The sequence below is a fragment of the Sinosporangium siamense genome (assembly GCF_016863435.1).
Taxonomy (GTDB): Bacteria; Actinomycetota; Actinomycetes; order Streptosporangiales; family Streptosporangiaceae; genus Sinosporangium; species Sinosporangium siamense.
In genome coordinates this window covers 30,554-56,985 of the sequence record NZ_BOOW01000053.1, presented here as the reverse complement: position 1 = coordinate 56,985, position 26,432 = coordinate 30,554, and the positions used below count along the sequence as shown (strand labels likewise).

At 71.0% G+C, this 26,432-nt stretch carries 19 protein-coding genes, 1 pseudogene and 1 riboswitch; of the genes and pseudogenes, 11 read left to right on the top strand and 9 right to left on the bottom strand.

Features of this window, described 5'->3' with window-relative positions:
* Nucleotides 1–150: 150 nt before the first annotated feature.
* The 3 genes from Ssi02_RS35360 to Ssi02_RS35350 form a co-directional block, all read right to left on the bottom strand.
* The gene (locus Ssi02_RS35360) at nucleotides 151–1,950 is read right to left on the bottom strand and encodes an L-lactate permease (RefSeq protein ID WP_204032270.1); all 1,800 of its coding nucleotides are present in this window, start codon (nucleotides 1,948–1,950) and stop codon (nucleotides 151–153) included.
* A gap of 407 nt (nucleotides 1,951–2,357) precedes the next feature.
* On the bottom strand, nucleotides 2,358–4,133 hold the full coding sequence (locus Ssi02_RS35355) for a gamma-glutamyltransferase family protein (RefSeq protein WP_204032268.1): 1,776 nt from the start codon (nucleotides 4,131–4,133) through the stop codon (nucleotides 2,358–2,360).
* A 300-nt stretch (nucleotides 4,134–4,433) separates the two neighbouring features.
* The gene (locus Ssi02_RS35350; RefSeq protein WP_204032266.1) at nucleotides 4,434–4,754 is read right to left on the bottom strand and encodes a hypothetical protein; all 321 of its coding nucleotides are present in this window, start codon (nucleotides 4,752–4,754) and stop codon (nucleotides 4,434–4,436) included.
* 62 nt (nucleotides 4,755–4,816) lie between these two features.
* Here Ssi02_RS35350 and Ssi02_RS35345 point away from each other — a divergent pair, with 62 nt between their 5' ends.
* The 3 genes from Ssi02_RS35345 (at nucleotide 4,817) to Ssi02_RS35335 (ending at nucleotide 6,804) form a co-directional block, all read left to right on the top strand.
* Nucleotides 4,817–6,178, top strand: a complete 1,362-nt coding sequence (locus tag Ssi02_RS35345) for an aldehyde dehydrogenase family protein (protein WP_204032263.1) — start codon at nucleotides 4,817–4,819, stop codon at nucleotides 6,176–6,178.
* Nucleotides 6,153–6,329: a hypothetical protein gene (locus Ssi02_RS35340; protein ID WP_204032260.1), complete on the top strand. Its 177-nt coding sequence runs from the start codon at nucleotides 6,153–6,155 to the stop codon at nucleotides 6,327–6,329. Before Ssi02_RS35345 ends, Ssi02_RS35340 begins: the two co-directional genes overlap by 26 nt.
* A 172-nt stretch (nucleotides 6,330–6,501) precedes the next feature.
* On the top strand, nucleotides 6,502–6,804 hold the full coding sequence (locus Ssi02_RS35335) for a hypothetical protein (RefSeq protein ID WP_204032258.1): 303 nt from the start codon (nucleotides 6,502–6,504) through the stop codon (nucleotides 6,802–6,804).
* A gap of 1,274 nt (nucleotides 6,805–8,078) precedes the next feature.
* Here Ssi02_RS35335 and Ssi02_RS35330 read toward each other — a convergent pair.
* Both Ssi02_RS35330 and Ssi02_RS35325 read right to left on the bottom strand, forming a co-directional pair.
* Nucleotides 8,079–8,699 (bottom strand): DUF305 domain-containing protein, encoded by a 621-nt coding sequence (locus Ssi02_RS35330; protein ID WP_204032256.1) that lies wholly within the window; start codon nucleotides 8,697–8,699, stop codon nucleotides 8,079–8,081.
* Nucleotides 8,700–8,875: 176 nt separating this feature from the next.
* Nucleotides 8,876–9,508: a lytic polysaccharide monooxygenase auxiliary activity family 9 protein gene (locus tag Ssi02_RS35325; protein ID WP_239130298.1), complete on the bottom strand. Its 633-nt coding sequence runs from the start codon at nucleotides 9,506–9,508 to the stop codon at nucleotides 8,876–8,878.
* 482 nt (nucleotides 9,509–9,990) lie between these two features.
* Between Ssi02_RS35325 and Ssi02_RS40050 the strand changes: the two are divergent.
* The 6 genes and pseudogenes from Ssi02_RS40050 to Ssi02_RS35300 all read left to right on the top strand — a co-directional run.
* Nucleotides 9,991–10,409: pseudogene (locus Ssi02_RS40050) on the top strand (DUF4429 domain-containing protein); the annotation flags it as partial.
* Nucleotides 10,410–10,472: 63 nt separating this feature from the next.
* Nucleotides 10,473–11,102: a DUF4429 domain-containing protein gene (locus Ssi02_RS35320; RefSeq protein WP_239130294.1), complete on the top strand. Its 630-nt coding sequence runs from the start codon at nucleotides 10,473–10,475 to the stop codon at nucleotides 11,100–11,102.
* A 60-nt stretch (nucleotides 11,103–11,162) separates the two neighbouring features.
* On the top strand, nucleotides 11,163–11,552 hold the full coding sequence (locus tag Ssi02_RS35315; RefSeq protein WP_204032251.1) for a TIGR03618 family F420-dependent PPOX class oxidoreductase: 390 nt from the start codon (nucleotides 11,163–11,165) through the stop codon (nucleotides 11,550–11,552).
* Entirely contained in the window at nucleotides 11,545–12,777 is a 1,233-nt protein-coding gene (gene cbiE / locus Ssi02_RS35310) for a precorrin-6y C5,15-methyltransferase (decarboxylating) subunit CbiE (RefSeq protein WP_204032249.1), read from the top strand. Before Ssi02_RS35315 ends, cbiE begins: the two co-directional genes overlap by 8 nt.
* Nucleotides 12,778–13,305: 528 nt before the next feature.
* Nucleotides 13,306–14,127 (top strand): NAD(P)-dependent oxidoreductase, encoded by an 822-nt coding sequence (locus Ssi02_RS35305; RefSeq protein ID WP_204032247.1) that lies wholly within the window; start codon nucleotides 13,306–13,308, stop codon nucleotides 14,125–14,127.
* A gap of 179 nt (nucleotides 14,128–14,306) precedes the next feature.
* Nucleotides 14,307–15,449, top strand: coding sequence for a cysteine desulfurase family protein (locus tag Ssi02_RS35300; protein WP_204032245.1), 1,143 nt, complete (start codon nucleotides 14,307–14,309; stop codon nucleotides 15,447–15,449).
* On the opposite strand, the gene Ssi02_RS35295 is transcribed toward Ssi02_RS35300, so the two are convergent.
* Complete coding sequence (locus tag Ssi02_RS35295; RefSeq protein ID WP_204032243.1) at nucleotides 15,421–16,410, bottom strand: asparaginase; 990 nt, start codon at nucleotides 16,408–16,410, stop codon at nucleotides 15,421–15,423. The two genes, Ssi02_RS35300 and Ssi02_RS35295, sit on opposite strands and share 29 nt — an antisense overlap.
* Before the next feature lie 188 nt (nucleotides 16,411–16,598).
* Here Ssi02_RS35295 and Ssi02_RS35290 point away from each other — a divergent pair, with 188 nt between their 5' ends.
* Nucleotides 16,599–17,360, top strand: coding sequence for a cobalt-precorrin-6A reductase (locus Ssi02_RS35290; RefSeq protein ID WP_239130291.1), 762 nt, complete (start codon nucleotides 16,599–16,601; stop codon nucleotides 17,358–17,360).
* Here Ssi02_RS35290 and Ssi02_RS35285 read toward each other — a convergent pair.
* The 3 genes from Ssi02_RS35285 to Ssi02_RS35275 all read right to left on the bottom strand — a co-directional run bounded on the left by Ssi02_RS35285 (nucleotide 17,348) and on the right by Ssi02_RS35275 (nucleotide 21,736).
* A complete protein-coding gene (locus Ssi02_RS35285) occupies nucleotides 17,348–18,904 on the bottom strand; it encodes a precorrin-2 C(20)-methyltransferase (protein WP_204032241.1) in 1,557 nt (518 codons plus the stop codon). The two genes, Ssi02_RS35290 and Ssi02_RS35285, sit on opposite strands and share 13 nt — an antisense overlap.
* A 214-nt stretch (nucleotides 18,905–19,118) precedes the next feature.
* Nucleotides 19,119–19,745 carry a precorrin-8X methylmutase gene (locus tag Ssi02_RS35280; protein WP_204032239.1) on the bottom strand — a complete coding sequence of 209 codons (627 nt, stop codon included), beginning with the start codon at nucleotides 19,743–19,745 and terminating at the stop codon, nucleotides 19,119–19,121.
* Nucleotides 19,742–21,736 (bottom strand): ferredoxin-like domain-containing protein, encoded by a 1,995-nt coding sequence (locus tag Ssi02_RS35275; RefSeq protein ID WP_204032237.1) that lies wholly within the window; start codon nucleotides 21,734–21,736, stop codon nucleotides 19,742–19,744. The genes Ssi02_RS35280 and Ssi02_RS35275 overlap by 4 nt, the downstream gene beginning before the upstream one ends.
* A gap of 123 nt (nucleotides 21,737–21,859) precedes the next feature.
* A riboswitch (cobalamin riboswitch) is annotated at nucleotides 21,860–22,063 on the top strand.
* A 94-nt stretch (nucleotides 22,064–22,157) separates the two neighbouring features.
* On the opposite strand from Ssi02_RS35275, the gene cobN reads away from it, so the two are divergent.
* Entirely contained in the window at nucleotides 22,158–25,997 is a 3,840-nt protein-coding gene (gene cobN, locus Ssi02_RS35270; RefSeq protein WP_204032236.1) for a cobaltochelatase subunit CobN, read from the top strand.
* The last annotated feature ends 435 nt before the right edge of the window (nucleotides 25,998–26,432 follow it).

Genomic DNA, 26,432 nt, shown 5'->3' with positions numbered 1-26,432 from the left:
AGGTGGGACCTGCCTCGTCTGCTTGCCTGGCCTTGTGCCCGCAAGCCGTTCCGGATGTGTCCGCCACCAAGACCATCAAGCGAGGGGACACCGCGCGGACCTCACCCGCCATCTCCTGTGGGGTCTGCCGGGTGAGGTCGTCCGGCAGGTTCAGCGGGTGATGAGGACCACGGTCAGGAGGGCGGTGATCGCGAGCAGGACCCATGCGACTCGGACTGCCTGGCGGAATACCGCTCCGGTGATGGTGCGGTCGCCCAGTGATACCGCGCCGATCAACGTGGTGACGGGGGCCAGGGAGTTACCGATGTTGCCGCCTGCCAATTGTGCGGCGAGCAGTGAGGACGGGGACACGCCGATCTGGCCGGCGACGTCGCGTTGCAGTGACGCGAACAGGGCGTTGGATGAGGTTGTCGAGCCGGTGAGGAACGCTCCAAGGCATCCGATCGCGGCTGCTGCGAGTGGATAGAACGGGCCGATCGCTTCGGCGATGCCGACCGCCACCATTCTCACCATCCCGGTGTCGGTCATGAGGTTGGCGACGGCGGTGAGAGCGAGGAGGGAGGCCGCTGATTTGCGCACTTGCCTGGCCCATGTTCCGAGGGTGGGTCTCAGTGCGCCCTTTGGCCAGATGCCACGGATGCGCCAGACCATCAGAGCCAGGAGGGCGGCGAGCACGATGTAGGTCGCGGGGTGGCCGAGCAAGGCGATGGGGGTGTAGGTGTCTACGGGGGGATTGACCAGGCCGTATGAGGTTTGGGTGGAGGGGAAGGACGGTCCCGCCAGCAGGTGGGTTTTCACCCACTCTCGTGAGGGTGTCGGCAGGTAGACGGCCAGCGCCACCGCGAAGAGCAGCGCGTAGGGCAGGAAGACCATCGCGGGTGACGCTGTCTTGGGCTCCACCTCGCCCTGGTCAGGTGCACCTCTCCCGTTCGATGTCTGGATGGTGTCGTCGGCTTGGCCGCTTGGTTGCGAACCGGCATTCACCGATTTCTGGGAGGCCATAGCAGGTGTGGAACGCATCGAAACGTTTGAGGACGACCGACCCGAGGCGCCTTGGGCCTCGGAGGCAGCGGAAGTGGGGGCGTCAAGGATGGGTTGGCGTTGGTGGCGGGTCAGGAAGTGGAGGAGGGTCACGCCCAGGATGCCTGCGGCGCCGGCGGCGAGGGAGCCGATGGCCGGTTCGATGTGGGCGGCGAGATACTGGGCGGTCACCATCAGGGGGCCGCACACCGCCAGCACTCGCCAGGCGCGGGCCACTTCACGCCAGCCGCCGTAGACGAGGGCCACCAGGACGCCGGCGATCAGGGCGTTGACGCCGAGGAGTATGGCGCTGTCTTTGGCGTAGGCGACCGTCTGCTCGGCGTCCAGGGAGGCGGTGAGGGCTCCCATGTAGAACGACGAGCCCATCGAGCCGAAGCCGACCGACCAGTGATAGCCGATGAGCGGAAGCGCCACGGCGAGTACGGGGCGCACGCCCATGGTGACGAGAAGAGGGGCGGCCACAGCGATGGGCACGCCGAAGCCCGCGACGCCTTGGACCAGGGAGGCGAAGATCCATGCGACGACCAGCACGTTCTCGACGTCGCGCGGGAGTATTCGGCGCAGGACGCCGCCCGATCGTTCGAGGCCCATGCGGGTGGTGCAGTGGTGGAGGAAGAGCGCCGCCACCACCACGCACAGGATCCATACGCCCACCCACAACCCTTTGCCCACTCCGACGAGGAGGGCCTGTGGGCCGGCCCCGAAGAAGGCAGCGGCCAGGGCCGCTGCGGTGACCAGGGTGATGAGGCCGTTGACGGCGGTCGACCATCTCCCCCAGACGACAAGGGCCAAGAGCACGACGACGGGGGCCACCGCGATGACCCAATGGCCGGCGTGTACGGCGGGCAGCCCCTCCGCCAGGTCTGGAGGGGCTGCCCATGCGGCGGCGAATCCCGCATGGCGGGTCATGTCGCCATCCAAGAAACCTGAGCACTCTTTTGGCGGCGAGAGATGAATGGCCTTGCCTGGCGATGTGTGGCGGGAGAGAGAGCACTGAGGGGCAGGGCTCCACTGCTCGCCACAACCCGCGACGCGCCGCCCGGGCCGCGAGCGGCGACGGCACGCATGCGCTGCTCTCCTTGCGCTCGCCCGCCGCACGCGGCGGCCTGCGACGAGCGTCCGGGGCATCTTCCAAGCGCAAGGGAGTGGGCCTGCGCCGCATGGTGTGCGACGTCGGCGTGTTCGGCGAACCAAGGCTGGAGCTCGGCCGGGTCGGTGAGGACGGTTGAGCGGTCATCGCCGCCCACTGCACCCAACGGCAAGATTGCCATAGAGGTCCCCCGGCGGGAGGTCGCCGGTTTGTGAGTGGTCACGGTTTACCGGCCTGTGGCATACCCGAGGCCGTCTCGGGGGTCGGCGGCGGCGTGGAGGAAGCCTGTGTCGGGGTTGCGGCCGACGGCGCACATGCGGCTGAGGGTCCAGGGGGCGGCTTCGATCACCTCGTGGCCGCGGGCGCGGAGGTCGTCGAGTACGGCTTGGCCCAGGCCGGCTTCGGCATGGAGCCGGCCGGGGTGGGCGGTGCGCGGGTAGAAGGAGGAGGGGAAGTGGGCGCTGTGGAAGGTCGGGGCGTCGATGGCGGCCTGGAGGCCCATGCCGGCGGTGAAGTGGTTGAGGAGGAACATGAGTTGCCACTGGTCTTGCTGGTCGCCGCCGGGTGAGCCGAAGGCGAGGACGGGTTCGCCGTCGCGGAGGGCGAGGCTGGGCGAGAGGGTGGTGCGGGGGCGCAGGCCGGGGGTGAGGGTGGTGGGGAGGCCTTCCTCCAGCCAGGTCATCTGGAGGCGGGTGCCGAGGGGCAGGCCCAGGGCGGGGATGATCGGTGAGGCGTGGAGCCAGCCGCCGCTCGGCATGGCGGCGACCATGTTGCCCCAGCGGTCGACGGCGTCGACGTGGACGGTGTCGCCGTCGATGGGGCCGGTGCGCTGCCGGGCTGCCTGGGAGGGTTCGCCGATGCTCGCGTCCAGGGACGCGGCCGAGGTGGAGCGCTCCCAGGCGGCGGGGAGGCGGGGTGTGCGCCCGCCGGGTGAGCCTGGGCGCAGATCGTAGGAGGCGGTGTCACCGATGAGGGCGCGCCGGGCGTCGGTGTAGTCAGCGGACAGGAGGTCGGTGAGGTCGGCGCCGTCGCCATACCACGCCTCGCGGTCGGCGAAGGCCAGTTTGGCGGCCTCGACGACGGTGTGGACGTAGTCCGCGGTGCCGGGGCGCAGGTCGTAGGGTTCGAGCAGGGCCAGCTGCTGCAGCAGCACGGGGCCTTGGCTCCAGGGGCCGGCTTTGCAGACGGTGTGGCCGCGGAAGTCGAGGCGCACGGGGTCTTCGTAGACGGGCCGCCAGGAGGCGAGGTCGGCGCCGGTGAGGACGCCGGGGTTGGCGCTGCCGGAGGAGTCCTGCCAGGGCAGGCGGGCGAAGGCGTCGACGGCTTCGGCCACGAAGCCCTCGGACCAGGCCCGCAGGGCGGCATCCAGTTGCCTGTCGCGGTCGCCTGCCGCGTGCTCGGCCTCTGTGACAAGGCGTTCGTAGGTCGCGGCGAGAGTGGGGTTGGTGAACCGCTCGCCAGCACGGGGGGCTCGGCCGCCGTTCAAGTAGACGGCGGCCGAGGTGGGCCAGTGGCCGGTGAACAGGTCGGCGACGGCGGCGATGGTGTCGGCGGCGGTGTGGCTGAGGGGGAAGCCGTGCCGGGCATAACCGATCGCGGGGGCAAGCACGTCGCGCAGGCTCATCGTGCCGTGGTCGCGCAGGAGGGTGAGCAGGGCGGGGGTCGCGCCGGGGATGGGGGCGGCGAGGGGCCCCGCCCCGGGGACGAGGTCGAAGCCGAGGGAACGGTAGTGCTGGACGGTGGCGCCGGCGGGAGCTGGGCCTTGGCCGCTGAGCACGCGGGGGGTTTTGTCATCGGCGCGGGCGAAGATGACGGGCACGTCGCCTGCCGGGCCGTTCTGGTGGGGTTCGACCACTTGGAGGGTGAACGCGGCGGTGACGGCGGCGTCGAAGGCGTTGCCTCCGGCTTCGAGGGCCGCCATACCGGTGGCGGTGGCCAGCCAGTGGCTCGACGAGACCATTCCAAAGGTGCCGGTCAGTTCAGGCCTGGTGGTGAAGGGCATTCACATCTCCACTGCGGTTCGGTGGCACGTAGGGGTGCCGTGGCCATGTGTTCCAACCCCGACGTTACGGGGGCGGCTCTCGGCCGGCGCACACCCCCGGGGTTGAAAGGGCGGCTCCCGGCCGGCGCACACCCCCGGGATTGAGAGGGCGGCTCCCGGCCGGCGCGCACCCCCGGGGGTTCAACGGGTGGCTCTCGGGGACTCACACATGCCAAATGGTCAGGACGGAGAAACCCCCCAGGTTGAGCGGGGGGCTCTCGGGGACTCACTCACGTGGTCAATACGGTGACACCCCGCCGTTCACACCCCCGGCGCCGGTTCGGTGGCACGGTGAGGTGTCGTCTCATGGTCTTCCTCCGCGAGGTTGCGGCGGTGGGTCTCACTGAGCCCCAGGAAGCAGAGCAGGCTGATTACCGAGATGGCCACCATGTAGACCGTGATAAGCGAGGACGTCTGGGTCATTCCGTAGAGGGCGGTGGCGATGATGGGGGCGAGCGCCCCGCCGAACAGCGCCCCGACCTGGTAGCTGACCGTCACACCGCTGTAGCGCACCCTGGTGCTGAACAGTTCGGCGAAGAGGGCGGCCTGCGGGCCGAAGAGAATGCCGGTGATCGAGTTCATGACCGTGATCGCCAGGCCGATGAGCCACGGGTTGCCGGTGAAGGCGATCAGGATGTCGCCGGGTGCCGCGCGCCGGCGCCGCCGACGTCGACCGCGCCGTGCGCGCCGCCGCCGCGGCCTTCCGCGCATGGCGGCGGGAGACCCCCGCCGGACGCGGCCGGGCCCTGCTGCGGATCGCCGACGACATCGAGGCCGACGCGGAGCGCATCGCGCGGCTGCTCGCCACCGAGACCGGCAACGCGATACGCCGCCAGGCCAGGCCCGAGGTGGCGAGCGCGGCCGACCTCTTCCGCTATTTCGGCGGCGTCGCCGGGGAGGCCAAGGGCGAGACCGTGCCGCTCGGCCGGGGGCTGCTCAACTACACACTGCGGGAACCGATCGGCGTGGTGGGCGGCATCGTTCCGTGGAACGCTCCAGTGCAGCTCGCGTCCGTGAAGATCGCGATGGCCCTGGTCACCGGCAACACCCTGGTCCTCAAGGCGGCGGAGGACGCGCCGCTCGCCGTGCTCGAGGTGGCCGCCATCTGCGCGCGCCACCTGCCGCCCGGGGTGCTCAACGTGCTCACCGGCTATGGCACGGAGGCCGGCGCGGCGCTGCTCGAACATCCCGGGGTCGACAAGTTGTCGTTCACCGGGTCGACCGAGGTCGGCAGGATCGTCATGCGTGCCGCCGCCGAGCGCATCCTGCCGGTCTCCCTGGAGCTCGGCGGCAAGAGCCCCGTCATCGTGTTCCCCGACGCCGACGAGGACGCCGTCGCCGCCGGAGTGGTGGACGGCATGCGCTTTACCCGGCAGGGCCAGTCGTGCACGGCCGGGTCGCGCCTGCTGGTGCACGCGTCGGTCTTCGACTCCTTCCCCGCCCGGGTGACCGACGCGGTGTCGCGCCTGCGCATGGGCGATCCGCTCGACGAGCGCTCCGACCTCGGCACGGTGATCAACCAGAAGCAGTACGACCGGGTGCGCGGCTACATCGACGACGGCCTCACCTGCGGCGCGCGGCCCCTCATCGGCGACCTGCCCGCCGAGGCGGGCCCGTCCGACGGGTTCTACATCCCGCCCACCGTGCTCACCGGGGTGCGCCCCTCGTGGCGCGTCGTGCGCGAGGAGATCTTCGGCCCCGTGCTCGTCGCCCTTCCCTGGCACGACGAGGCCGAGGCCCTGCGCATGGCCAACGACACCCACTACGGCCTCGCCGCCTACGTCTGGTCCCACGACATCGGCCGCGCCCTGCGTACGGCACACGCCTTGGACGCCGGATGGGTACAGGTCAACCGGGGCCTCGGGCAGCTCCCAGGCATGAGCTACGGCGGCATCAAGCAAAGCGGGCTCGGCCGCGAATTCTCCCTCGAAGGGGCGCTCGACGGCTTCACCCAACGCAAGACCGTCACGGTGGACACCCATGAGACACCGCTGCCCCTGGGCTGACGCCGTACTCACCGGAAGGCACAACACCGCCATGGACGAGTACTACCGGAAATGGACCCCGGCGGCCACCATGGTCGCCGTCAACAACTTCAGCGCGCCGGGGGGCCGGTTCGAGCTGGACGCCATCGCGATGGGTCCGAGCCCCGCCTGACGACTCCCTCCCCACTGGGCCCCCGGGTTTCCGGGGGCCCAGATCCGTCAGGGGTCATTGACGGGGAGTCAATGTGAGCCTTAACTTTTCTTTTAGGAAAGTTTCCTAAACGCGATCGCTCTGACCAGCGCGTGAACTCTCCTACTCGACTTCATCCCCCCAGGAGTCCGTTTTGAGAGTCAGAAGATGGATGGCGGAAGCCTCCGCCACCGCACCGCCCACCACCGGCGTGCTCGCGGCCACGGCCGGCGCCGCGCACGCGGTCCCCGACGACTGTTCGGCGACCTTCAGCACCACCTCGGCCACCCGCTCCCGCGCCTCGGGGACAGGTCAGCACGCCATCGTCGTCCTGGACCGACATCACGCCCCCATCATCGGCTTCGCCGAACGCCGGGGCCCCTGGGCATCCGCGAGTGAGAACTCGGCGGCCCACTTCTACGGCCCGGTCCAGAGTCACGACGTCCACAAGCGTTAGCGATGAACACGAGAAGACGCCTCGCGGGCGCCACGACCATCGCACCGCTCTCCCCGGGCGTACTCGCGAGCCCCGCGCATGCGATCCCCGCAGGCCTCGGGATCATCTTCTCCTCATCCGGCGCCACATCGTCGTCATGCCCCCGTCCGGCCCGTGTCGCGAGGCCGGCGGGGAGCCATTCCACGGTCCACCACCCGGGGCCGAACCAGCACTACTTCATCCACAAGGTCCAGCCCGCCTCTCTACAAGGATGCCCGTGAACAAGAGAAGATGAATGGCGGGGAAAGCCCCGCCGCCCCCCGTCACCACCGCGCTCCACGACGCCGCTCCCGCGCCGACCAGCACGCTCGGCGCCCGGCGGCGGCACCGTCTCCACCAACGTCCACCCTCGACCCCCGGCCGGCGGCCTGATCGCAGCCGACGGTGAACGGGCCCGGCGAGCCACACCTCGCCACCCGTTCCACGGCCGGACATCGCACCAAGAGGCATCGCTGACACCGCCCTCGGGGACCGGCAACACGGTGACAGCGACGCGGCCCCGGCCGAGGGAGTTCGGCACCTTCGGCCGGGGTCGTACGGCACAGGCTCCTGAACCAGATCCGACAGCGTAGCCGTCACGATGGCCGGGTGCCTTCTCCCTGCACCCGGCCATCTGACGGCCACCTGCGGGCAGGCCACACGCCACGCCTCCCGTTCCCCGGCGTCACCCTCGCGCTCCTCACGAGCGCGGGGGGATGGGCCTCGCAAGCGCGCCTCTCGCGGGCGTCTGGAAACACGGGCCAGCCGATGTGCCCGCTCGGGCCGCCCGCGCGCATTTAGGACGAGGGCGCGGGCGGGGCGCCGCTTCCGGATCGCGCCCTTGCGGGGGAACACACGGCGTTCGCTACGACCTGATCCTCCCCGGGCCTCCTTGAGAGCTGTCCCCCACCCGGTCGCGGTCCGCGGCCCATCGTGCCGATCGGCGTTCCGCACATGGCCGGTACGGCGCAGCCGGCCCACCCAGGACCCCCGGACCACCGCCACACCCTCCGGCTATGGCGGCTCCCGCCGTACCGGGCGGCCAGGAGCGGCCCGTGCCGATCGTGCGGGCCGCGGCCCGGCACCATGTGCTTCGGTCCGCACGATCGGAGGTTCACGTCGCGACGGCGGCACAATCACGAGGGCGGGTGCCGAGGCTCTCGCCGTACATCACAGGCGGCCTGGGAGACCCTGAAAGCGCCGCTCGGCGGTGCCGATCCGCCGGGCCGGGTGGAAGCCCGGCCCGGAGGCGGGAGTCACTGTCCGAGGACTTTGAGCATCACCTTGACCTGTGTCGAGCGGAGGCTCTCCACCTTGCGGGCCAGCCCCTTGACCTCGGGGTTGCTGCCGTCGGCGCTCGCGGCGCGGGCCATCTGCACGGCGTCGTCGTGGTGGGCGATGAGCGTGTTGACCAGCTTCTCCTCGAAGCCCTCGTCGGGTGCGCCCTTGACCTTGGCGAGCTCATCGGCGGTCAGGCCTGGCATGCCGCCGTGGTGCTTGTGTTCGTCGACCGGGGCGGTCATCGGCTTGTTCCAGCCTTTCAGCCATCCGGCCGCCGTGACGATCTCCTCGTTGTGCGTGCCGACGATCGACGCCGTGAGCTTTTTCACCTCGCCGCTGACGCCGCGGGACTCGGCGAGCTTGGCGATCTCGACGCCTTGCGTGTTGTACGGGATGAGCATCTGCAGGAACATCACGTCGGCGTCGTTGTAGGAGGTGCTTTCGGCAGCCGGCCCCGGCTCCGCCGGTAGGGCGACGGAGACGGCGGCGGGGCCGTGCCCGGACGCCGCGCCGTGTCCGGACGCGCTGCTGTGGGCTCCGCATCCTGTGAGCAGCAGTGCACACAGAGCGGCCAATACGGGCGCGCGGTAGTTCACGGGGGGTGCTCCTCGAAGTGATGGGGGGTCGTGGTGTGCGGTACGGCCGGAGGCCCGGACCCCGCGTGGAGCGGCGTCCGGGCCCGGTGAGGGGACACACGCCTCGCCCGGCGTGCGTCCCGCGTCCTGTGGCGTGCCGCGCGGTGTGCCCGCGCGGGTGGTGCTATGGAAAAGCCTTATCCGAAGGTGACGTCGGAGCAGGTGTAGAAGGCTTCCTCGCTGCCGACGACGCGCTGCCAGATGGAGAACAGTATGTGGCGGCCGGTCCGCTGCGGGATGTTAATCGTCCAATTGGTGAAAGTTGTGGGGTTCTGACCGGTGAAGGTGCGGATCGGCACGAGGTCCGACCAGCTCAGCGGTCCCGAGGGATTCCAGCCCTCGCGGGTGATGTAGAACTCGAAGTTGCTGTTCGAGTGGGGTGCGGTCGCGTGATAGGTGACGGTCAGGTTTCCTGGCGAGATGCGCTTGGCCGGCCAGTCGGCGCGCGGCAGGTCCAGACCGCGATACTTGTCGCGGCCGGCGCCGCACAGGCGCCCGTTGGGAATGATCTGGCGGTGGCGTCCGCCCGCGTCGAGGCGGGACACCTCGTGCCAGTCGTAGAACGCCTGCGTGCCGGCGACGGCGACGGCCGCCTTGCAAGCGTCGGATTTCGGAGTCTCAGGCCCCTCCGCCTTGCACACGTAGGCGCGGCTCGGGGGGTTCGACATGGAGCCGTGGGCCATGGCCGGGCTCGTGGGCAGGATGGCTAGAAGGGATGCTGTGGAGATGACGGAAGTCGCGACTGCGGCCACCTTGTGTCTGGCTTGCACTGAACTCCTCCTTGGCTGGGGGAACTTGGAGGTACGCGCGCGACGGCCGACTGGGGTGCCGGCGGCTGCTCCTCCTCCTGGAGCCATGGGGAATCCTGGCGGTTGTGGAGCTCCGGCCCTGATCGCAGAGCCGTCCACCGTCGAAAGGAGCGCACGCCGAAGCCGGAAGAGCAGCAGCTTTCCGAGTCAGCAGCAGCAGTCGAACCGCCATCGCGTCCGCCCCGATCGTCATCCCCGATCGGCGCGTCGCCATGTTTGAACAGTAAACCTTCTTAAGAATTACTATGCTCGCTCGGTCCATCCGGCGCAAGTGGATCGGGCGTCCGGAACCCCACTTTTCTTCACGGAACCGGACATCTCTCCGGACGTGTGGGGCGTCACCGCAGGTCGCGGGCGTGGCCCTTGTTCTGCGGCGATAGCCGCACCTGCCCGCAATCAACATCGGGGTAGTTGAAGGGGTGAAAAATCTCGATCTGCGTGGGATGTCGATCTATGCTCCGAAAGCGAGGTCCGCTGCAGCGGTCCACGGCGCCCCGGGGAGCGGTACGGCGAAGCCCGCAACACGCAGGTCAGCGGTGGGCCGACCGCCCGACTCTGAGGCCTTTTGGACACATTCAATGGTGATCCATCCGAATAGCATGGAGCCCATGGCGGAGATCACCACTCGGGACGGCACCTGGTCGTTCGACGGCTCGACTTTGCGCATCGTTCCAGGGCACGACAGGCGGGTGCACAAGGTGCGGCAGGCGCTCGGCGAGGTCGGTGTCCCGCTCGCCGCGTCGCCGGCGTCTCCTACGAGGCCGCCCGCAAAGGCGGCAGGCTCCGCCTCCGGCTGCGGCCCGGCGCCGACCCGCTGAGCCAGGTCGCCGGATCCCTGCTGGGCGACGACGCCCTCCCCTACCACCTCGCGGTCGACGATAAGAGCGCCGACATCGCGGAGTACTTCGCCACCGAGGTACGCCATGTGCTCGAGATCGAACAACAGCCGTCCGGCCCCAGCGACCGCTACCTCTTGCCCGGCCCCGCCGTACCGATCTCCGCGACCGCCTACGACGGCACGGCCTTCTTCGACGGGGAGAGCGTCAGGCTGGAGTGGAACTGGGCGGCCGCGAGGCGCAAGCGGCAGCAGGGCCCGCAGAACTTCCCGCTGCATGAGATCTCCCTGGTGGAGTGGGGGCCCGGGAGCGACGTCGGATACGGCTATCTGCGGTTCCGGATCAAAGGCGCCACCCCTGCGAGTGCACCCGAGCGCGACCCGCACAGCCTGATGCACTGGGCGGTGAAGAAGGACCACGACTCCACCGTGCTGTTCGCCGCCGCCGTCACCGCCCGCCTTCCCCATCCGTCTGCTTCGTCCACGCCTTCCGCGCCGCAGCCCGCCGCCCTGGAAGCTGCTTCGTCCGCGCCTTCCGCGCCGCAGCCCGCCGCCCTGGAAGCCGCTCCGTCCGCGGTGGGCGACCGGTCCGAGGCTCTCATGCGGCGGCTGCGGGAACTCGGCGAGCTGCACCGCGACGGGGTGCTCACCGACGAGGAGTTCACCGAGTTCAAGCGGGAGCTGCTCAACGGCTTCCGCGCCGGGCACACGACCCCCTGAGCCTGCTTGCCGGACCGGCGGCGCTAGCATGGCGGCCGTCGGATCGGGGGGAGACAAGGGATGAAGGACCTCGGGGAAGGTTTCCGTGAGTTCTGGCGGGAACGCCACCTGTGCACGCTGACCACGCTGCGGCCCGACGGCACCCCTCATGTCGTCCCCGTCGGCGTCACCCTCGACCCCGAGACCGGCACGGCCCGCGTCATCGCCTCCGGCAACTCCCGCAAGGCGCGCAACGTGAGCGCCGCCGGGGCGGAGGGCGCCCTCGTCGCCGTCTGCCAGGTCGACGGGCGGCGGTGGTCCACGCTGGAGGGCCGTGCCGTCGTCCGGCGCGAGCCGGACGAGGTCGCAGGCGCCGAGCGCCGTTATGCCGAGCGCTACCGCGCGCCGCGCCCCAACCCCAGCCGGGTCGTGATCGAGATCGCCGTGACCCGCGTGCTGGGCAATGTCTGAGACCTCTCCCCCGGTCGTCGTCGTGGGCATCGGCGCCGACGGCTGGGACGGCCTGGCCCCCGCCGCCCGGCACGAGATCCAGGCCGCCGACGTGCTCATGGGCGGCACACGGCAACTCGCCCTCGTCCCCGCCGACGTGCCCGGCACCCGCGTGCCGTGGCCCTCGCCCCTCCTGCCGGCCCTTCCCGGGCTTCTCGCGGCCCACCGGGACCGCCGCGTCTGCGTGCTCGCCAGCGGCGACCCCATGCACCACGGCATCGGCACCACGCTGGTGAGGCTGCTCGGCGCCGATCGTGTGCGCGTCCTGCCCCACCCGTCCTCGGTCTCCCTGGCCTGCGCGCGCCTCGGCTGGGCCCTCGATCAAGCCGAGGTCGTCAGCCTCGTCACCAAGCCCGTCGCGGCCCTCCACCCCGCCGTCCACCACGGCCGCCGCCTCCTCGTGCTCAGCGCCGGCGCCCGCACCCCCGCCGAGGTCGCCGCCCTCCTCACCGAGCGGGGATACGGCACGAGCCCGGTCACGGTGCTCGAACACCTTGGCGGCCCCGCCGAACGCGTCATCGCGGGCACCGCCGCGGGCTGGCACCTGCCCGCCGTGCAGGCCCTCAACATCGTGGCGGTCGAATGCCGCGCCGACCCCGGCACCCCGCCCATGCCGTGCACCCCCGGGCTGCCCGACACGGCCTTCGAACACGACGGCCAGCTCACCAAACGCGAGGTGCGGGCCGTCACCCTGTCCCGCCTCGCCCCGGTGCCCGGCGAACTCCTGTGGGACGTCGGGGCGGGGGCGGGCAGCATCGCCGTCGAATGGATGCGCAGCCACCCGTCCTGCCGCGCCGTCGCTGTCGAGAGCCACCCCCAGCGGGCCGCCCGCATCAAACGCAACGCCACCGCCCTCGGCGTGCCCGGCCTGCACATCGTCACCGGCACCGCCCCCTCCGCCCTCACCGGCCTCCCCGCCCCCGACGCGATCTTCATCGGCGGCGGAGCCACCCGCCCCGGCGTCCTGACCACCTGCTGGGACTCCCTCCGCCCCGGCGGCCGCCTGGTGGTCAACGCCGTCACCCTGGAATCCGAAGCCCTCCTCACCACCTGGCACAACACCCTCGGCGGCGACCTCACCCGCCTCACCGTAAGCCGCGCCACGCCCATCGGCGCCTTCACCGGCTGGCGGACGATGATGCCGGTCACCATCTGGACCGTAACAAAGCCGGAGGAGCCGGCCTGATCTCCCCTCGGCGCCACCGGATCAACATAGCCTTCCCCCTGCCGGGTATGTCAGGCGGATTAGCAACGAAGTTCGGGAAATCGGTCAAGCCATAGGGCTCGGACCCGGGACGGCAAAATCAACTCCCGCCATATCTTGCGCAATAACGAAGCGTTGAGGAAATGGCGAAGATCATCGACAGAAGCGCTCTCCCTTATCACGCGCATGTAGAGAACACATGCATCATCGACCTGATCCAGGCGGTAGCTGCGCGGCCCCCAATCAAGGCGCCGGGGAAGTGTGACGACATCTTCGCTGGGTCCGGTGAGCTCATCCAGAATCGTGGGCACGACGTAAGGACGGAGGTCTCCATACCTCCTGGCTTCCATGCTCCCTAGTCTGCCCGATCCCGCACGACCACAATGACTCTTGTCGCCATCTAAACGGCGACAAATGATGTGGCCTGGTTGCTTACTTTGGGGTAAGCACGTACTTCGAAGTGCGTTCTTGTGGGGCCTGGCTGGACGGGGAACAGTGTTCGCCATGGATATGCGACAGGAACGAATCAGCCTCCTCGGTCTCGGAAGCATGGGGCGGGCGCTTGCGGGCGCGCTCATTGGGGCCGGGCACGAGGTGACGGTGTGGAATCGTACGCCTGGGAAGGCGGGTGAGCTGGTCGCGCGCGGCGCGCGTGAGGTGTCGAGTGTGGAGGAGGCGGTTCAGGCGGGCGGACTGGTGGTGGTGTGCCTGCTGGACGACGCCAGTGTGCGGGAGGCGCTCGCGCCGGTCGTGCGGGGACTGACCGGGCGGGATCTCGTCAACCTCACCAGTGGTTCCGTGCAGCAGGCGCGGGAGCTGGCCGGGTGGCTGGGCGGGCGCGGTGTGAGGTTCCTCGGCGGCGGGATCATGGCCGTGCCCTCGACGGTGGGGACGGAGGGCGCCTTCATCCTCTACAGCGGCGCCCGTGACCTGTTCGACCGGGTCGCTCCCGTGCTGAGCCCCATCGGCCGTCCCCAGTGGGCGGGCGAGGACCCGGGCTTCGCGGCGCTCTACGACATGGCGGCTCTGAGCGGGATGTACGGCATGAGCGCCGGAGCCGATCACGCCGTGACAATGCTGCACGCGGAGGGCGGCGACCTGGAAACCTTCAAGCGTGCGGTGCTCGGGCCCTGGATGGAGCAGATGCTTCCGATCATCGTCGCCGGTGCCGACCCGAGTGCGACGGTCCCGGAGGAGTACAACCCCGGGATGCAGGCCGTCGGCCTGGAGACCATCCTCGCAGCCTCCGGGGAGGCGGGTGTGCCGGCGGAGCTGAGCGGGCACCTGCGCGCGTCGTTGTGGCGCATGCGGCGCGCGGTCGACGCCGGCTGAGCGCACCCGCAAACACCCTCTCCCGGCTGTGATAGGTGCGGGCAAGAGCGGTAGCCTTGCGCCCGAGCCGATCGGCAACGATCTACGGCACACGCACATGCGATTGCACGACGGCGGGCCTGTCCCGCCGCCCCGACGATGTAGCCGGCCGATGGACCCGCGTCGAAGGAGAGCGCCGCGTGACCGCACGCCCGATCTATCTCGATCACCAGGCCACCACCCCGCTGGACGAGCGGGTGCTGGAGGCGATGCTGCCCTATTTCACCACCGAGTTCGGCAACCCGGCCGGCCGGCACGCCTACGGCCACACCGCCGCGGCAGCCGTCCGCACGGCACGCCGCCGGGTCGCCGAGCTCGTCGGGGCGGAGGCGGAGCGGGAGATCGTCTTCACCTCGGGGGCCACCGAGGCCAATCATCTGGCGATCGTCGGCGCGGCGCTCGCGGTCCGCCCATACGGCGGGCACATCGTCACGACCGTGATCGAGCACAAGGCGGTGCTGGCCGCCTGCGACCGGCTCGCCGAACGCCACGGCTACAAAGTGACCCGCGTGGGGGTGGACGGTTTCGGCAGGGTCGATCCCGCCGCCGTCGCCGCCGCGCTCACGCCCAACACGGTGCTGGTCTCGGTGATGCACGCCAACAACGAGATCGGCACCCTGCAACCCCTGGCCGCCGTCGCCGAGGAGCTCGCCGGGCGTGGTGTCCTCCTGCACACCGACGCCGCGCAGAGTGCGGGCTGGGGCCTGCTGGACGTGGGGGTCGCCGGGGTGGATCTCGTCTCGCTGACCGCGCACAAGTTCTACGGCCCCAAGGGCGTCGGCGCCCTCTACGTCCGGGCCGGCACACCTCTGCTCGCGCAGCAGACGGGCGGCGGCCAGGAGCACGGGCTGCGGGCGGGCACGCCCAATGTGCCGGCGATCGTCGGGCTCGGCACCGCCGCCCACCTCGTGCCCTGCGACACCACGCCGGTGCCGATCCTGCGCGACCGCCTGCAAAAGCGCCTGCTGGCGGCGCTGCCCGGCGCCGTCGTCAACGGCCATCCCGAGCACCGCCTGGGGGGCAACCTCAGCCTGACCGTGCCCGGTCTGCGCGCCGCCGACCTGCTCGCCCGGCTCCCCGGTGTCGCGGCCTCCGCGGGGGCCGCCTGCGACGCGGACAGGGGCGAACCCTCGCATGTGCTCTCCGCGATCGGCCTGTCCCGGGCCGAGGCGCAGGCCACGGTGCGCCTCAGCCTCGGCCGCACCACGACGGCCGGCGAGGTCGACCGGGCCGCCGAGCTGCTGGCCGATGCGGCTAGCCGTGTACGGCGCCCGCCACCGTGACCGTCTTCGCGATCTCGGCCGCCGGGGCGCCGGCGGTGAGGAGCGCGGTGAGCAGGATGCGTGCCTTGTAGGGGTGGAGGAACCCGGCGTTGATCAGGCCGCGCTCCAGCAGGTCCACCTCCGAGCCCGGATATCCGTAGGTGTGGGAGAGCACCGACCCGGCCCCCGTGCGCGAGGCGAGCACGACCGGCATGCGCCCGGCCAGCTCGCTGAGCGGCTCGACGCAGCCGACCGGCACGTGCCCCGCGCCCATCCCGGCCACGACCAGCCCGTCGGCATATCGGCCGGTTGCCCGCACACTCTCCCCGTCGTCCCCCAGAACCGCGGTGACCAGGCCGACTCTCGCGAAAGGCACATCGGGCTCAAGCCGTACGGTGACCCGCTCGCGGGGCGCGTTGAGGAAGCGCGGCCGGCCCTCCACCACGTGACCGAGCACCCCGCCGCCTGGGGACTCGAACGTGGCGAGGCTGGTGCTGTGGGTCTTGCGCACCCGGCAGGCGGCGTGGATCTCCTCGGCCAGCACCACCAGGCAGCCGAGGCCCCGGGCCCCGGGGTCGGCCGCCACCTGGACCGCGGCCAGCACGTTGGCCGGGCCGTCCGCCCCCGCGAGGCTGGGGTTGCGCATCGCGCCCGTCACCACGAGCGGCCGGTGGCCGCTGTGGAGCAGGTCGAGCATGTAGGCGCTTTCCTCGATGGTGTCGGTGCCCTGGGTGACGACGACGCCGTCGGCGTCGCAGGTCTCGATCTCCTCGGCCAGGCGGCGAAGGTCGTCGAAGGTGAGTGAGCCGCTGGGCAGGCGTCTGAAGTCGCGCACGTCGATGGTGACGTCCATCTCGGCCAGCCCGGGCACCCCGGCCACGAGCTGCTCTCCCGCGAGGTTGGGCACTGCGCCTTCACCTGGGGCGGCCGGTGTCATGGCGATGGTTCCGCCGAGAGAGAAGAGAGCAACCCGAAACGGCATATTTGCCCCTTTGAACACCATAACGTAATTGGGGGGAAGCCTAACCCGGCCGATCGGTAGGCTGTGACCTCCGCCACCCGCCACCGGCCTGCCGGAAGGCGGCCCCCGCCTGCGAGAACACCTCCTCCCGACCGGGGCGGACAGGGCATGAACGGAGATGCCGGCGGGCGGGCCTTACGCTGCTCGGTGTGAGTGATGTCTTCACCGTGCTGCTACTCGGCGGCACCGACGAGGCCCGGCGGCTCGCCCGCGCCCTCCACGGGCGGCCGGGCCTGCGAGTCGTGTCGTCCCTCGCCGGGCGGGTGCGCGACCCCAAGCTGCCCGTCGGCGACGTTCACGAAGGCGGCTTCGGGGGCGCTTCCGGACTTGAGACGTGGATACGGGATAACGGCGTCGGCGCGGTCGTCGACGCCACCCATCCCTTCGCGGCACGCATGAGCGAGTCGGCGGTCACGGCCGCCACCCGGACCGGCACCCCGCTGCTGGTGCTGCTGCGGCCCGGATGGCAGGAGGCGGAGGGCGACCGATGGCACTGGATGCCGTCGCTTGAGGCCGCCGCCGAGGCTCTGCCGTACCTCGGCCGGCGGGTCTTCCTCACGACCGGACGCCGCAGCCTGCCGGTCTTCGCCGGGCTCGACACGCTGTGGTTCCTCGCGCGCTCAGTGGACCCGCCCGAGGGGCCGGTGCCCGGCCACGTGCGGGTCGTGCTGAGCCGCGGGCCGTTCAGCGTCGAGGGCGAACTCGGCCTGATGCGGCGGCACCGCGTCGACGTGCTCGTCACCAAGGACAGCGGCGGCGAGATGACGACCGCCAAACTCCACGCGGCGCGGGAGCTGGGGGTGCCGGTGGTGATCGTACGGCGGCCGCCCGCGCACGACGGCGTGCCCCGCGTGGAGAGCGTGGCCGAGGCGCGGGCATGGATCGAGGCCCTGACCGGTCAGGCCGGATAGCGGCGCGGCGTGAAGACGACGCGGCCGCTCTCCCGTTCGGCGACGCGGGTCGTGGAGGAGCCGACGAGCAGCAGGCAGCGCATGTCCACCGCCGCCGGGTCGAGGCCGTCGAGCGTGGTGACGGTGACGCTCTCGTCCGGTGAGCCGACCGCGCGGCCGACGACCACGGGGGTGTCCGGGTCGCGGTGCTCCAGCAGCAGGTCGCGTGTCGCGGCCACCTGCCAGGTGCGGCTGCGCGAGGCCGGGTTGTAGATCGCGATGACCAGGTCCGCCGCGGCGGCTGCGCGGATGCGGCCGGCGACGACCTCCCACGGTTTGAGCAGGTCCGACAGGGACAACACGCAGTAGTCGTGGCCGAGGGGCGCACCCACCCGCGACGCCACCGCGTGCGCCGCGGTGAGACCCGGCACGATCCGCACGGGCACACCCGCGAAGCGAGGCTCGCACGCCACTTCGAGCACCGCGCTCGCCATGGCGAACACGCCCGGGTCGCCCGACGAGACGACCGCGACGCGGGAACCGGCCTGGGCGAGTTCGAGGGCGTGCGCGGCGCGTTCGGCCTCGACCCGGTTGTCGGTCGCGTGGCGGAGCTGGCGCGGGTTGTGCGGGACCCTGGCGAGGTAGGGGCCGTAGCCCACGAGTTCGTCGGCGGCGGCCAGCTCGTGCTGGGCCTCCGGCGTCAGCCACGGGCTGCCCGCCGGTCCCAGGCCGACGACGACCACCTCACCCGCGCCGCTCCGGCGCACCGGAGCCGACATGAGCACCGGCTGGGCGGCGTTGACCGGGCTTGGGAGCAGGGCGAGGGAGAAGTACGGGACCGTGGCCGGATCGACCTCCTTCAGCGGCGCGACACGCTGGCCGCCGGTCGTGGCGCGCTCGACGTACCACGCCTCGTCGAGCCGTCCGGCCTCGGTGAACGCCTGCTTGACGCGTTCGAAGGTGCGGCCCAGCTTGAGCACGGCGGCCGAGTCGGTGGCGGCGAGCTTTTCCGCCAGCACCTCGGCGGGCAGCGTGCCGGGCAGCACGGTGAGCGTCTCGTCCCGCTCGACCAGGGGACGTCCGACGACTGCGGCGGCGCCGCTGACCGACGTCACCCCCGGCACCACCTCCGTCGCATAGCGGCCGGCGAGGCGCTTGTGCATGTGCATGTACGACCCGTAGAAGAGCGGATCGCCCTCGCTCAGCACCACCACCGTCCGGCCGGCGTCGAGATGCGCGGCCAGACGTTCGGCGCTCGCGGCGTAGAACTCGTCGATCGCGCCCTGGTAGCCGCCCGGGTGGTCGGTCGTCTCCGTGGTGACGGGGTAGATGAGGGCCTCTTCGATCTGGTCGCCGCGGAAGTACGGCTCGGCCACCGACCTGGCGATGCTCCTGCCGTGGCGGGCGCTGTGGTAGGCGATCACGTCGGCCTCGCCGATGAGGCGGGCGGCCTTGACGGTGACGAGCTCCGGATCGCCCGGCCCCAGCCCGACCCCGTAGAGCCTGCCCGTCGCCGCGCCCGTGTTGTCCTGCACCGTCCCGCCTTTCGAGTGTTCGCCGGTCATGCCGGCTCGCTGCCGATCTTGACTTCCGTATGAGGGGCCCGCCTCCCGGCCCTGTCGCCGGGTCTTGTCCGCTCGCCGCCGGTCGCGGCTTCTGTCCCGCCGGTCACGGTTCCTGTCCCGCCGGTCACGGCTTCTGTCCCGCCGATCGCGGCTTCTGTCCCGCCGGTCATTCCCGCTCGCCACCGGGCCCGGCCTCTTCTTCCCGACCCGCCGGTCATTCCCGCTCGCTCGCCATCGCGTTGACGGCGGCGGCGGCCATCGCGCTGCCGCCCCTGCGCCCGTGGACGACCAGGTATTCCACACCCGACGGATGATCGGCCAGGGCCTGCTTCGACTCCGCCGCGCCGATGAACCCCACCGGGAGGCCGAGCACCGCCGCCGGCCTCGGCGCGCCCTGCTCGATCAGCTCAAGCAGCCGGAACAACGCCGTCGGCGCGTTGCCGATCGCCACCACCGCGCCGCCGAGCCGGTCGAGCCACAGGTCGAGGGCGGCGGCGCTGCGGGTATTGCCCATACGCAGCGCGAGATCCGCCACCCGGGGATCGCCGAGCGCGCACACGACGTCGTTGCCGGCCGGCAGGCGTTTGCGGGTCACCCCGGAGGCCACCATCATCGCGTCACACAGGATCGGCGCCCCCGCGCGCAGCGCGGCGTCCGCCGCGGCGACGACACCCGGGGACCAGGCCAGATCCTTAACGAGGTCCACCATGCCGCAGGCGTGAATCATGCGCACCGCGACACGGGCCACGTCCTCCGGCATGCCGGAAAGATCGGCCTCGGCGCGGATCGTGGCGAAGGACCGGCGGTAGATCTCCGCACCGTCCTTGACGTAGTCGGTCAACGTTCCCCTGTCGTCGTCGTGTCTGCGTGTTCCGCGTTGGTGTGCTCAGCCTGGCGGGGAGTGTCCGCGTTTGCGCGTTCCCCCAGACGGAGGGCCGCCGTCGCTGCCGCAGTCTGATGGATGTCATCGCAGGTCAGCCTGGTTTCACCGGATTCGATGCGATAACCGGGGCCGGTCGCGACCACGTCCACAACGTGCCCTCTCGGCCGCCCGCAGCGCCGCTCACAGCCCGCCCAATGCACGGGAAGCGTACTCGGGACCGTTATGCCACCCGCACCCAGATCCCGTCCGGTCGTCGCCGCCTCGTCCTGTTCCGTCCTCCCGGCCTCGGCGACCGCGGTGGCCGCGTCGGCCTGCACATCGGCCAGCGACTTCGCACACCCCGGTTGTCCCGCACAAGCCGTGACCCCCAGCCACGGCGAACCCGGATCAGCCACCAGCCCCACACCCGCGAACCGCTCCGCCCACTCCCCCACCTCCGCCGCGGCCAGCCCCGGCACGACGACCCCCCGCCACGGCGTCAGCCGTACGGCCCGCCCCGTCACCTCTGCGGCATCGGCGAGCAGGCGCAGGTGCGCGGGAGTCAACCGCCCGAGAGGTACGGCAAGAGCCAGGGTGACGCCCCCGTCCCGCTGAGGCACAGGCCCGATCGGGGGGCGTGCCATCGCTGTGGCGCGCCGCCGCCCACCGGGAGCGATGGCCGGGGCGTTTCGTCGCCCAAAGTCCTGCGTGACGTGCTCACTTATCGCGAGCAGCCGGGCCGTGACGCGCGCCGGTCCGTCGGCAAGTTCAGCGATGCGCCAAGCGCCGGTGCCACCTTCTCCAAGCACATCGAGGAAGGCGGAGGCCGCGTCCATCATGGCCACATGAGGAACAACAGTTCGAAGACCGGTGTCCACCCCGGCCAGCAGCAGCGCCACCTCCCCCTCCCGCACCACAAATGCGGCGGCGTTCGCCCCGGAACCGCCGGGCCCCTCCTCCACCTCGACACCGGCAAGCCCCTCGCCAGCCACACGTGCGGCGGCGTTCACCCCAGCCCCGGCGCAACCGCATCTCCACTCGGCCGCGACCGACTCACCCACCTCCACCGGCACGGCGATGCCAGCCACCACCCCGGCGCCGGGCACCTCCTCCGCCTCGGCACCGCCGCGCCCCTCGCCCGCCACGGGGGCGGCCGCGTTCGCCGCGGCCCCGGCCCCGGCGCCGGCGCAGCTCCGGCCGACCCTGACCGACTCACCCACCTCCACCGGCACGGCGATGCCGGCCACCACCCCGGAACCGCCGGACCCCTTGTCGGGCTCGACATCGGCGCGCCTCTTCTCCGCCGCGGGTGCGACGGCGTTCACTCCGGCCAGGGTGCAGCTGCACGTCCGGCTGGCCGCGACCGACTCACCCTCCACCGGCACGGCGATGCCGGCCACCACCCCGGAACCGCCGGGCCCCTCCTCGGGCTCGACATCGGCGCGCCCCTCCCCCTCAGCGTTTGCCGTGATGCCCACGGGTGCGAGAAGGGCCTCCGCAGGCACTGCCGTGACGTCGGCTTCCAGGGACAACATGTCGCTCCGGCCGTCGTCGATCGCGAAGAGGAAGCGTCCGGGGAGGGCGGCGAGGCGTGGTGTCGCGCACAACTCCCGGTCCAGGTCGGCCGCCACCCTCCCGGCGTCGAGCCGGCCTCGGTCGTCGAGCCCGCTGAGGGGGGAGGCGACGATGTTCCGCACTCGCTCATGTGTTCGCGACGGCAGCAGGCCGGCCTCGGTGAGCCGGGCGGCGAGGTCGTGTTCCGCGCCCGGGGCGAGGCCGCGCACTTGGAGGTTGGCGCGCGAGGTGAGTTCCACGGTGCCGACGTCCGCCAGGAGCCGGAGTTGCTCAGGGGTGATGTGCCCGCCGGGGACACGCACGCGAGCTAAGCCGCCGTCGGCGGCCTGATGGATCTGGAGTGCTCCCGGACAGGCATCGGCTCGTGAACGTCCGGTGAAGTCGCCGTGAGGCATGGGCGTCCTGTCTATCAGCTCATCCGTCCCGACAAACTCCCGAACATGGATGTTCTTCGGGATTGCCTGCTGAAAACCCGGGGTGCCCAACGAAAGCGGTGAATCCACACGTATGGAGGTTATACACCGGTTTCCAGCGAAGGTTCGGTCTGTCGTAGGCTCCCCTCAGGTGATGGTTACGAGGAAGCCGGTGCGAATCCGGCGTGGTCCCGCCACTGTGACCGGGGAGCAAGCTCCTGCGACGCGCCACTGCCCGCAAGGGTGGGAAGGCTGGAGCGAGCATTGATCCGGGAGCCAGGAGACTCCGACCATCGCAAGTGACCACGACCCGGGGCGAGGACCCCGAGGGAGGACGCTCTGTGCGCAGTCTGGCATGCCCATGCCGTTTGACGGACCCGATGCACTTGGCGGGAGGCGCGGCATGATTCTCCTGCTGTCGACCTCCGACACCGACCTATTGAGCGCCCGTGCGAGCGAAGCCGACTACAGGTTGGGCAACCCCGCACGGCTCTCAGCCGACGACGTCCCCGCTCTCCTCGACGGGGTGCACTTGGTGGTGGTGCGCCTCCTCGGCGGGCGCAGGGCCTGGGAAGAGGGGCTTGACCTGCTGCTGGCCGGCCCCCGGCCCGTGGTGGTGCTCGGCGGGGAGCAGGCGCCCGACGCCGAGCTGATGGAGTTGTCCACCGTGCCCGGCGGCGTCTGCGCCGAGGCTCACGCCTACCTCGCCCACGGCGGCCCGGCCAACCTCACCGAGCTGCACCACTTCCTGTCCGACACCGTGCTCCTGACCGGCCACGGCTTCGCCCCTCCCGCGCCGACACCGTCGTGGGGCCTGCTGGAGCGCGAGGCGCGCCCCGGTGACGGGCCGGCCATCGGCGTGCTCTACTACCGCGCCCACCACGTCTCCGGCAACACCGCGTTCGTCGAGACCCTCTGCTCCGCGGTGGAGGACGCCGGCGGTCGTGCCGTGCCCGTTTATTGCGCGTCGCTCCGCACGGCCGAGCCGGGCCTGCTCGACACCCTGCGAACCCTGGACGCCCTGGTCGTGACCGTGCTCGCGGCCGGAGGCACCCGGCCCGCCACCGCCTCGGCGGGCGGCGACGACGAGTCCTGGGATGTGGGGGCGCTCGCAGAACTGGACATCCCGATCCTGCAGGGCCTCTGCCTCACCGCGAGCCGCGCCTCCTGGGAGGAGAACGACGACGGCCTGTCGCCGCTCGATGCCGCCACGCAGGTCGCCATCCCCGAGTTCGACGGGCGCATCATCACCGTGCCCTTCTCCTTCAAGGAGATCGACGAGGACGGCCTCACCGTCTACCGCGCCGACCCGGAGCGCGCAGCCAGAGTCGCGGGCATCGCCGTACGCCACGGGGTGCTCCGCCACATCCCGGTGCACGAGCGGCGCATCGTGCTGATGTTGTCGGCCTATCCCACCAAGCATTCTCGCATCGGCAACGCCGTCGGCCTCGACACGCCCGCCAGCGTGATGCGCCTGCTCGCGGCGCTCAAGAAACAGGGCTACGACATCGGCGGCGACGGCGAGTTGCCCGGAGTCGACACGCAAAACGGCGACGCGCTCATCCACGCCCTGATCGCCGCCGGTGGCCAGGACCAGGACTGGCTGACGGAGGAGCAGCTCTCGGGCAACCCCGTGCGCATTCCCGCCAGACGTTACGCGACGTGGTTCGCCACGCTGCCAGAGGAGTTGCGCGCCGGCGTCGAGGAGCACTGGGGGCCGCCGCCCGGCGAGCTGTTCGTGGATCGTTCTGCCGACCCCGACGGCGAGATCGTGCTGGCCGCGCTGCGCGCCGGCAACACCGTCGTCATGGTGCAGCCGCCCCGCGGCTTCGGTGAGAACCCCATCGCGATCTACCACGACCCCGACCTGCCGCCGAGCCACCACTATCTCGCCGCTTACCGTTGGTTGTCCGACGGCTTCGGCGCCCATGCGGTCGTGCACGTGGGCAAACACGGCAACCTGGAGTGGCTGCCCGGTAAATCCGCCGGGATGTCGGCCGCCTGCGGCCCCGACGCCGCACTCGGCGACCTGCCGCTCATCTACCCCTTCCTCGTCAACGACCCGGGCGAGGGCACCCAGGCCAAACGCCGCGCCCACGCCACCCTCGTCGACCACCTGGTGCCGCCGATGGCGCGGGCCGACACCTATGGCGACATGGCGCGGCTGGAGCAGCTCCTCGACGAGCACTCCACCATCGCCGCGATGGACCCCGCCAAACTGCCTGCCATCCGCGCCCAGATCTGGACCCTCATCCAGGCCGCCAAACTCGACCACGACCTCGGCGTCGAGGACCGCCCCCACGACGCCGAGTTCGACGACTTCCTGCTGCACATCGACGGGTGGCTGTGCGAGGTCAAGGACGTGCAGATCCGCGACGGCCTGCACATCCTCGGCGACGCACCCCACGGCGAAGGCCGCGTCGACCTGGTGCTCGCCATGCTGCGCGCCCGCCAGCTGTGGGCGGGCCGCCAGGCCCTCCCCGGCCTGCGCGAAGCCCTCGGCCTGGCCGAGGACGGCACCCTCGGCCGGGTCTCCGTCGACGAGGCGGAAACCCTGGCGAGGGCGCTGGTCTCCGGCATGGAGGAACGCGGCTGGCCCCCGTCGGCAGCCGCCGAGGTGACCGCACAGGTGCTGACGGGAAGAACAGCCGCCAACGAGATGGCCGCACAATTACCGGCAGGGGAGACATCTGTCGATGGGGCGGCCTCACGAGTGCCGCCAGAGGGGACGACTCCCGACGGGGCAGCCGCACGGGTGCCGGCAGGAAGCACGGCCACCGACAAGGCAACCGCACAGGTGCCGGCGGGAGGGACTGCTGCCGGCGAGGCGGCCCCACAGTTGCCGGGAGGAAGACCGGCTTCGACAGGAAGAACGGCTTCGGCCCCCGACCTCGAGCTCGTGACGCGGATCCTCACCTTCGCCGCCGACGAGATCGTGCCGCGGCTCGACCGCACCACCGACGAGATCGGCGCGATCCTGCACGCTCTCGACGGCGGCTATGTCCCCGCCGGGCCCAGCGGATCGCCCCTGCGCGGCCTCATCAACGTGCTGCCGACCGGCCGCAACTTCTACTCCGTCGACCCCAAGGCCGTGCCGAGCAGGCTCGCCTGGGAGACCGGCCAGGCCATGGCCGACTCCCTGCTCGCCCGCTACCGCGCCGACACCGGTGAATGGCCCCGCTCGGTCGGCCTGTCCGTGTGGGGCACGAGCGCCATGCGCACCGCCGGCGACGACGTCGCCGAGGTGCTCGCCCTGCTCGGCGTGCGCCCCGTGTGGGACGAGGCCTCCCGCCGCGTCACCGGCCTCGAGGTCATCCCCCTCATCGAGCTCGACCGCCCCCGCGTCGACGTCACCATCCGCATCAGCGGCTTCTTCCGCGACGCCTTCCCCCACGTCGTCGCCATGCTCGACGACGCCGTGCGGCTCGTCGCCGACCTCGACGAATCCGACACCGACAACTACATCCGTGCCCACGTGACCGCCGACCACGCACTCCACGGCGACCGGCGCCGCGCCACCATGCGCGTTTTCGGCTCCCGCCCCGGGGCATACGGCGCGGGCCTGCTTCCCCTGATCGACAGCCGAAACTGGCGCGACGACACCGACCTCGCCGAGGTCTACGCGGTCTGGGGCGGTTTCGCATACGGCAGAGACCTCGACGGCCGGCCCGCGCGCGGCGACATGGAAGCCGCCTACCGCCGCATCAACGTCGCTGCGAAGAACATCGACACCCGCGAACACGACATCGCCGACTCCGACGACTACTTCCAGTACCACGGCGGCATGATCGCCACCGTCCGCGCCCTCACCGGCCGCAACCCCGCCGCCTACATCGGCGACAGCACCCGCCCCGACGCCGTCCGCACCCGCAGCCTCTCCGAGGAGACCGCCCGCATCTTCCGGGCTCGCGTCGTCAACCCCCGCTGGCTCACCGCCATGCGCCGCCACGGCTACAAGGGCGCCTTCGAACTTGCCGCCACCGTCGACTACCTGTTCGGCTACGACGCCACCACCGACGTCGTCGCCGACTGGATGTACGACAAACTCACCGCCACCTACGTCCTGGACCCCGAAAACCAGGCGTTCCTCACCGAGTCCAACCCCTGGGCCCTCCACTCCATAGCCGAACGCCTCCTGGAGGCAGCCAACCGCGGCATGTGGGAACACCCGGACCCCGAAATCCTCACCGCCCTGCAAGAGATCTACCTCAAAACCGAAGGCGACCTCGAAGGCGACGAATAACCACCTAGGGCCTGGACCGCCGGCGAACTTCCCTCCCGGCGGTCCAGCCCACAAACCAGCTCACCGACAAGCCGTCGAGACTCTGGAAGCCGGGCTTGCCGATGAGCCCTTCCGACTGTGGACTTCAGGCTTGCCGACGAGCCCACCGTCCACACCACATGTCCTGTCTGACGCGAGTACATCGTGCCCGTCCACGGGCTACGAGCTCGGGGCTGGGCTACCACGTGCTTGCCCGTTGACATCCTCCCCCTCGTAAACGAGGGGATTCCCACAGTCACCCCTGGGAGTTCCTGCTTCACAGCCAGTCACCCGCCCGAGAGGACCCTGTCCTGCTCCGCAGGGGTCCGGTTCCTCCCCCTCCTGAAGGCAGGGATCTCCTCGAAGGTATTGGATGAGAACGGCTGCGCATGCCGTACATAAGTGGTGGGGGGTCTG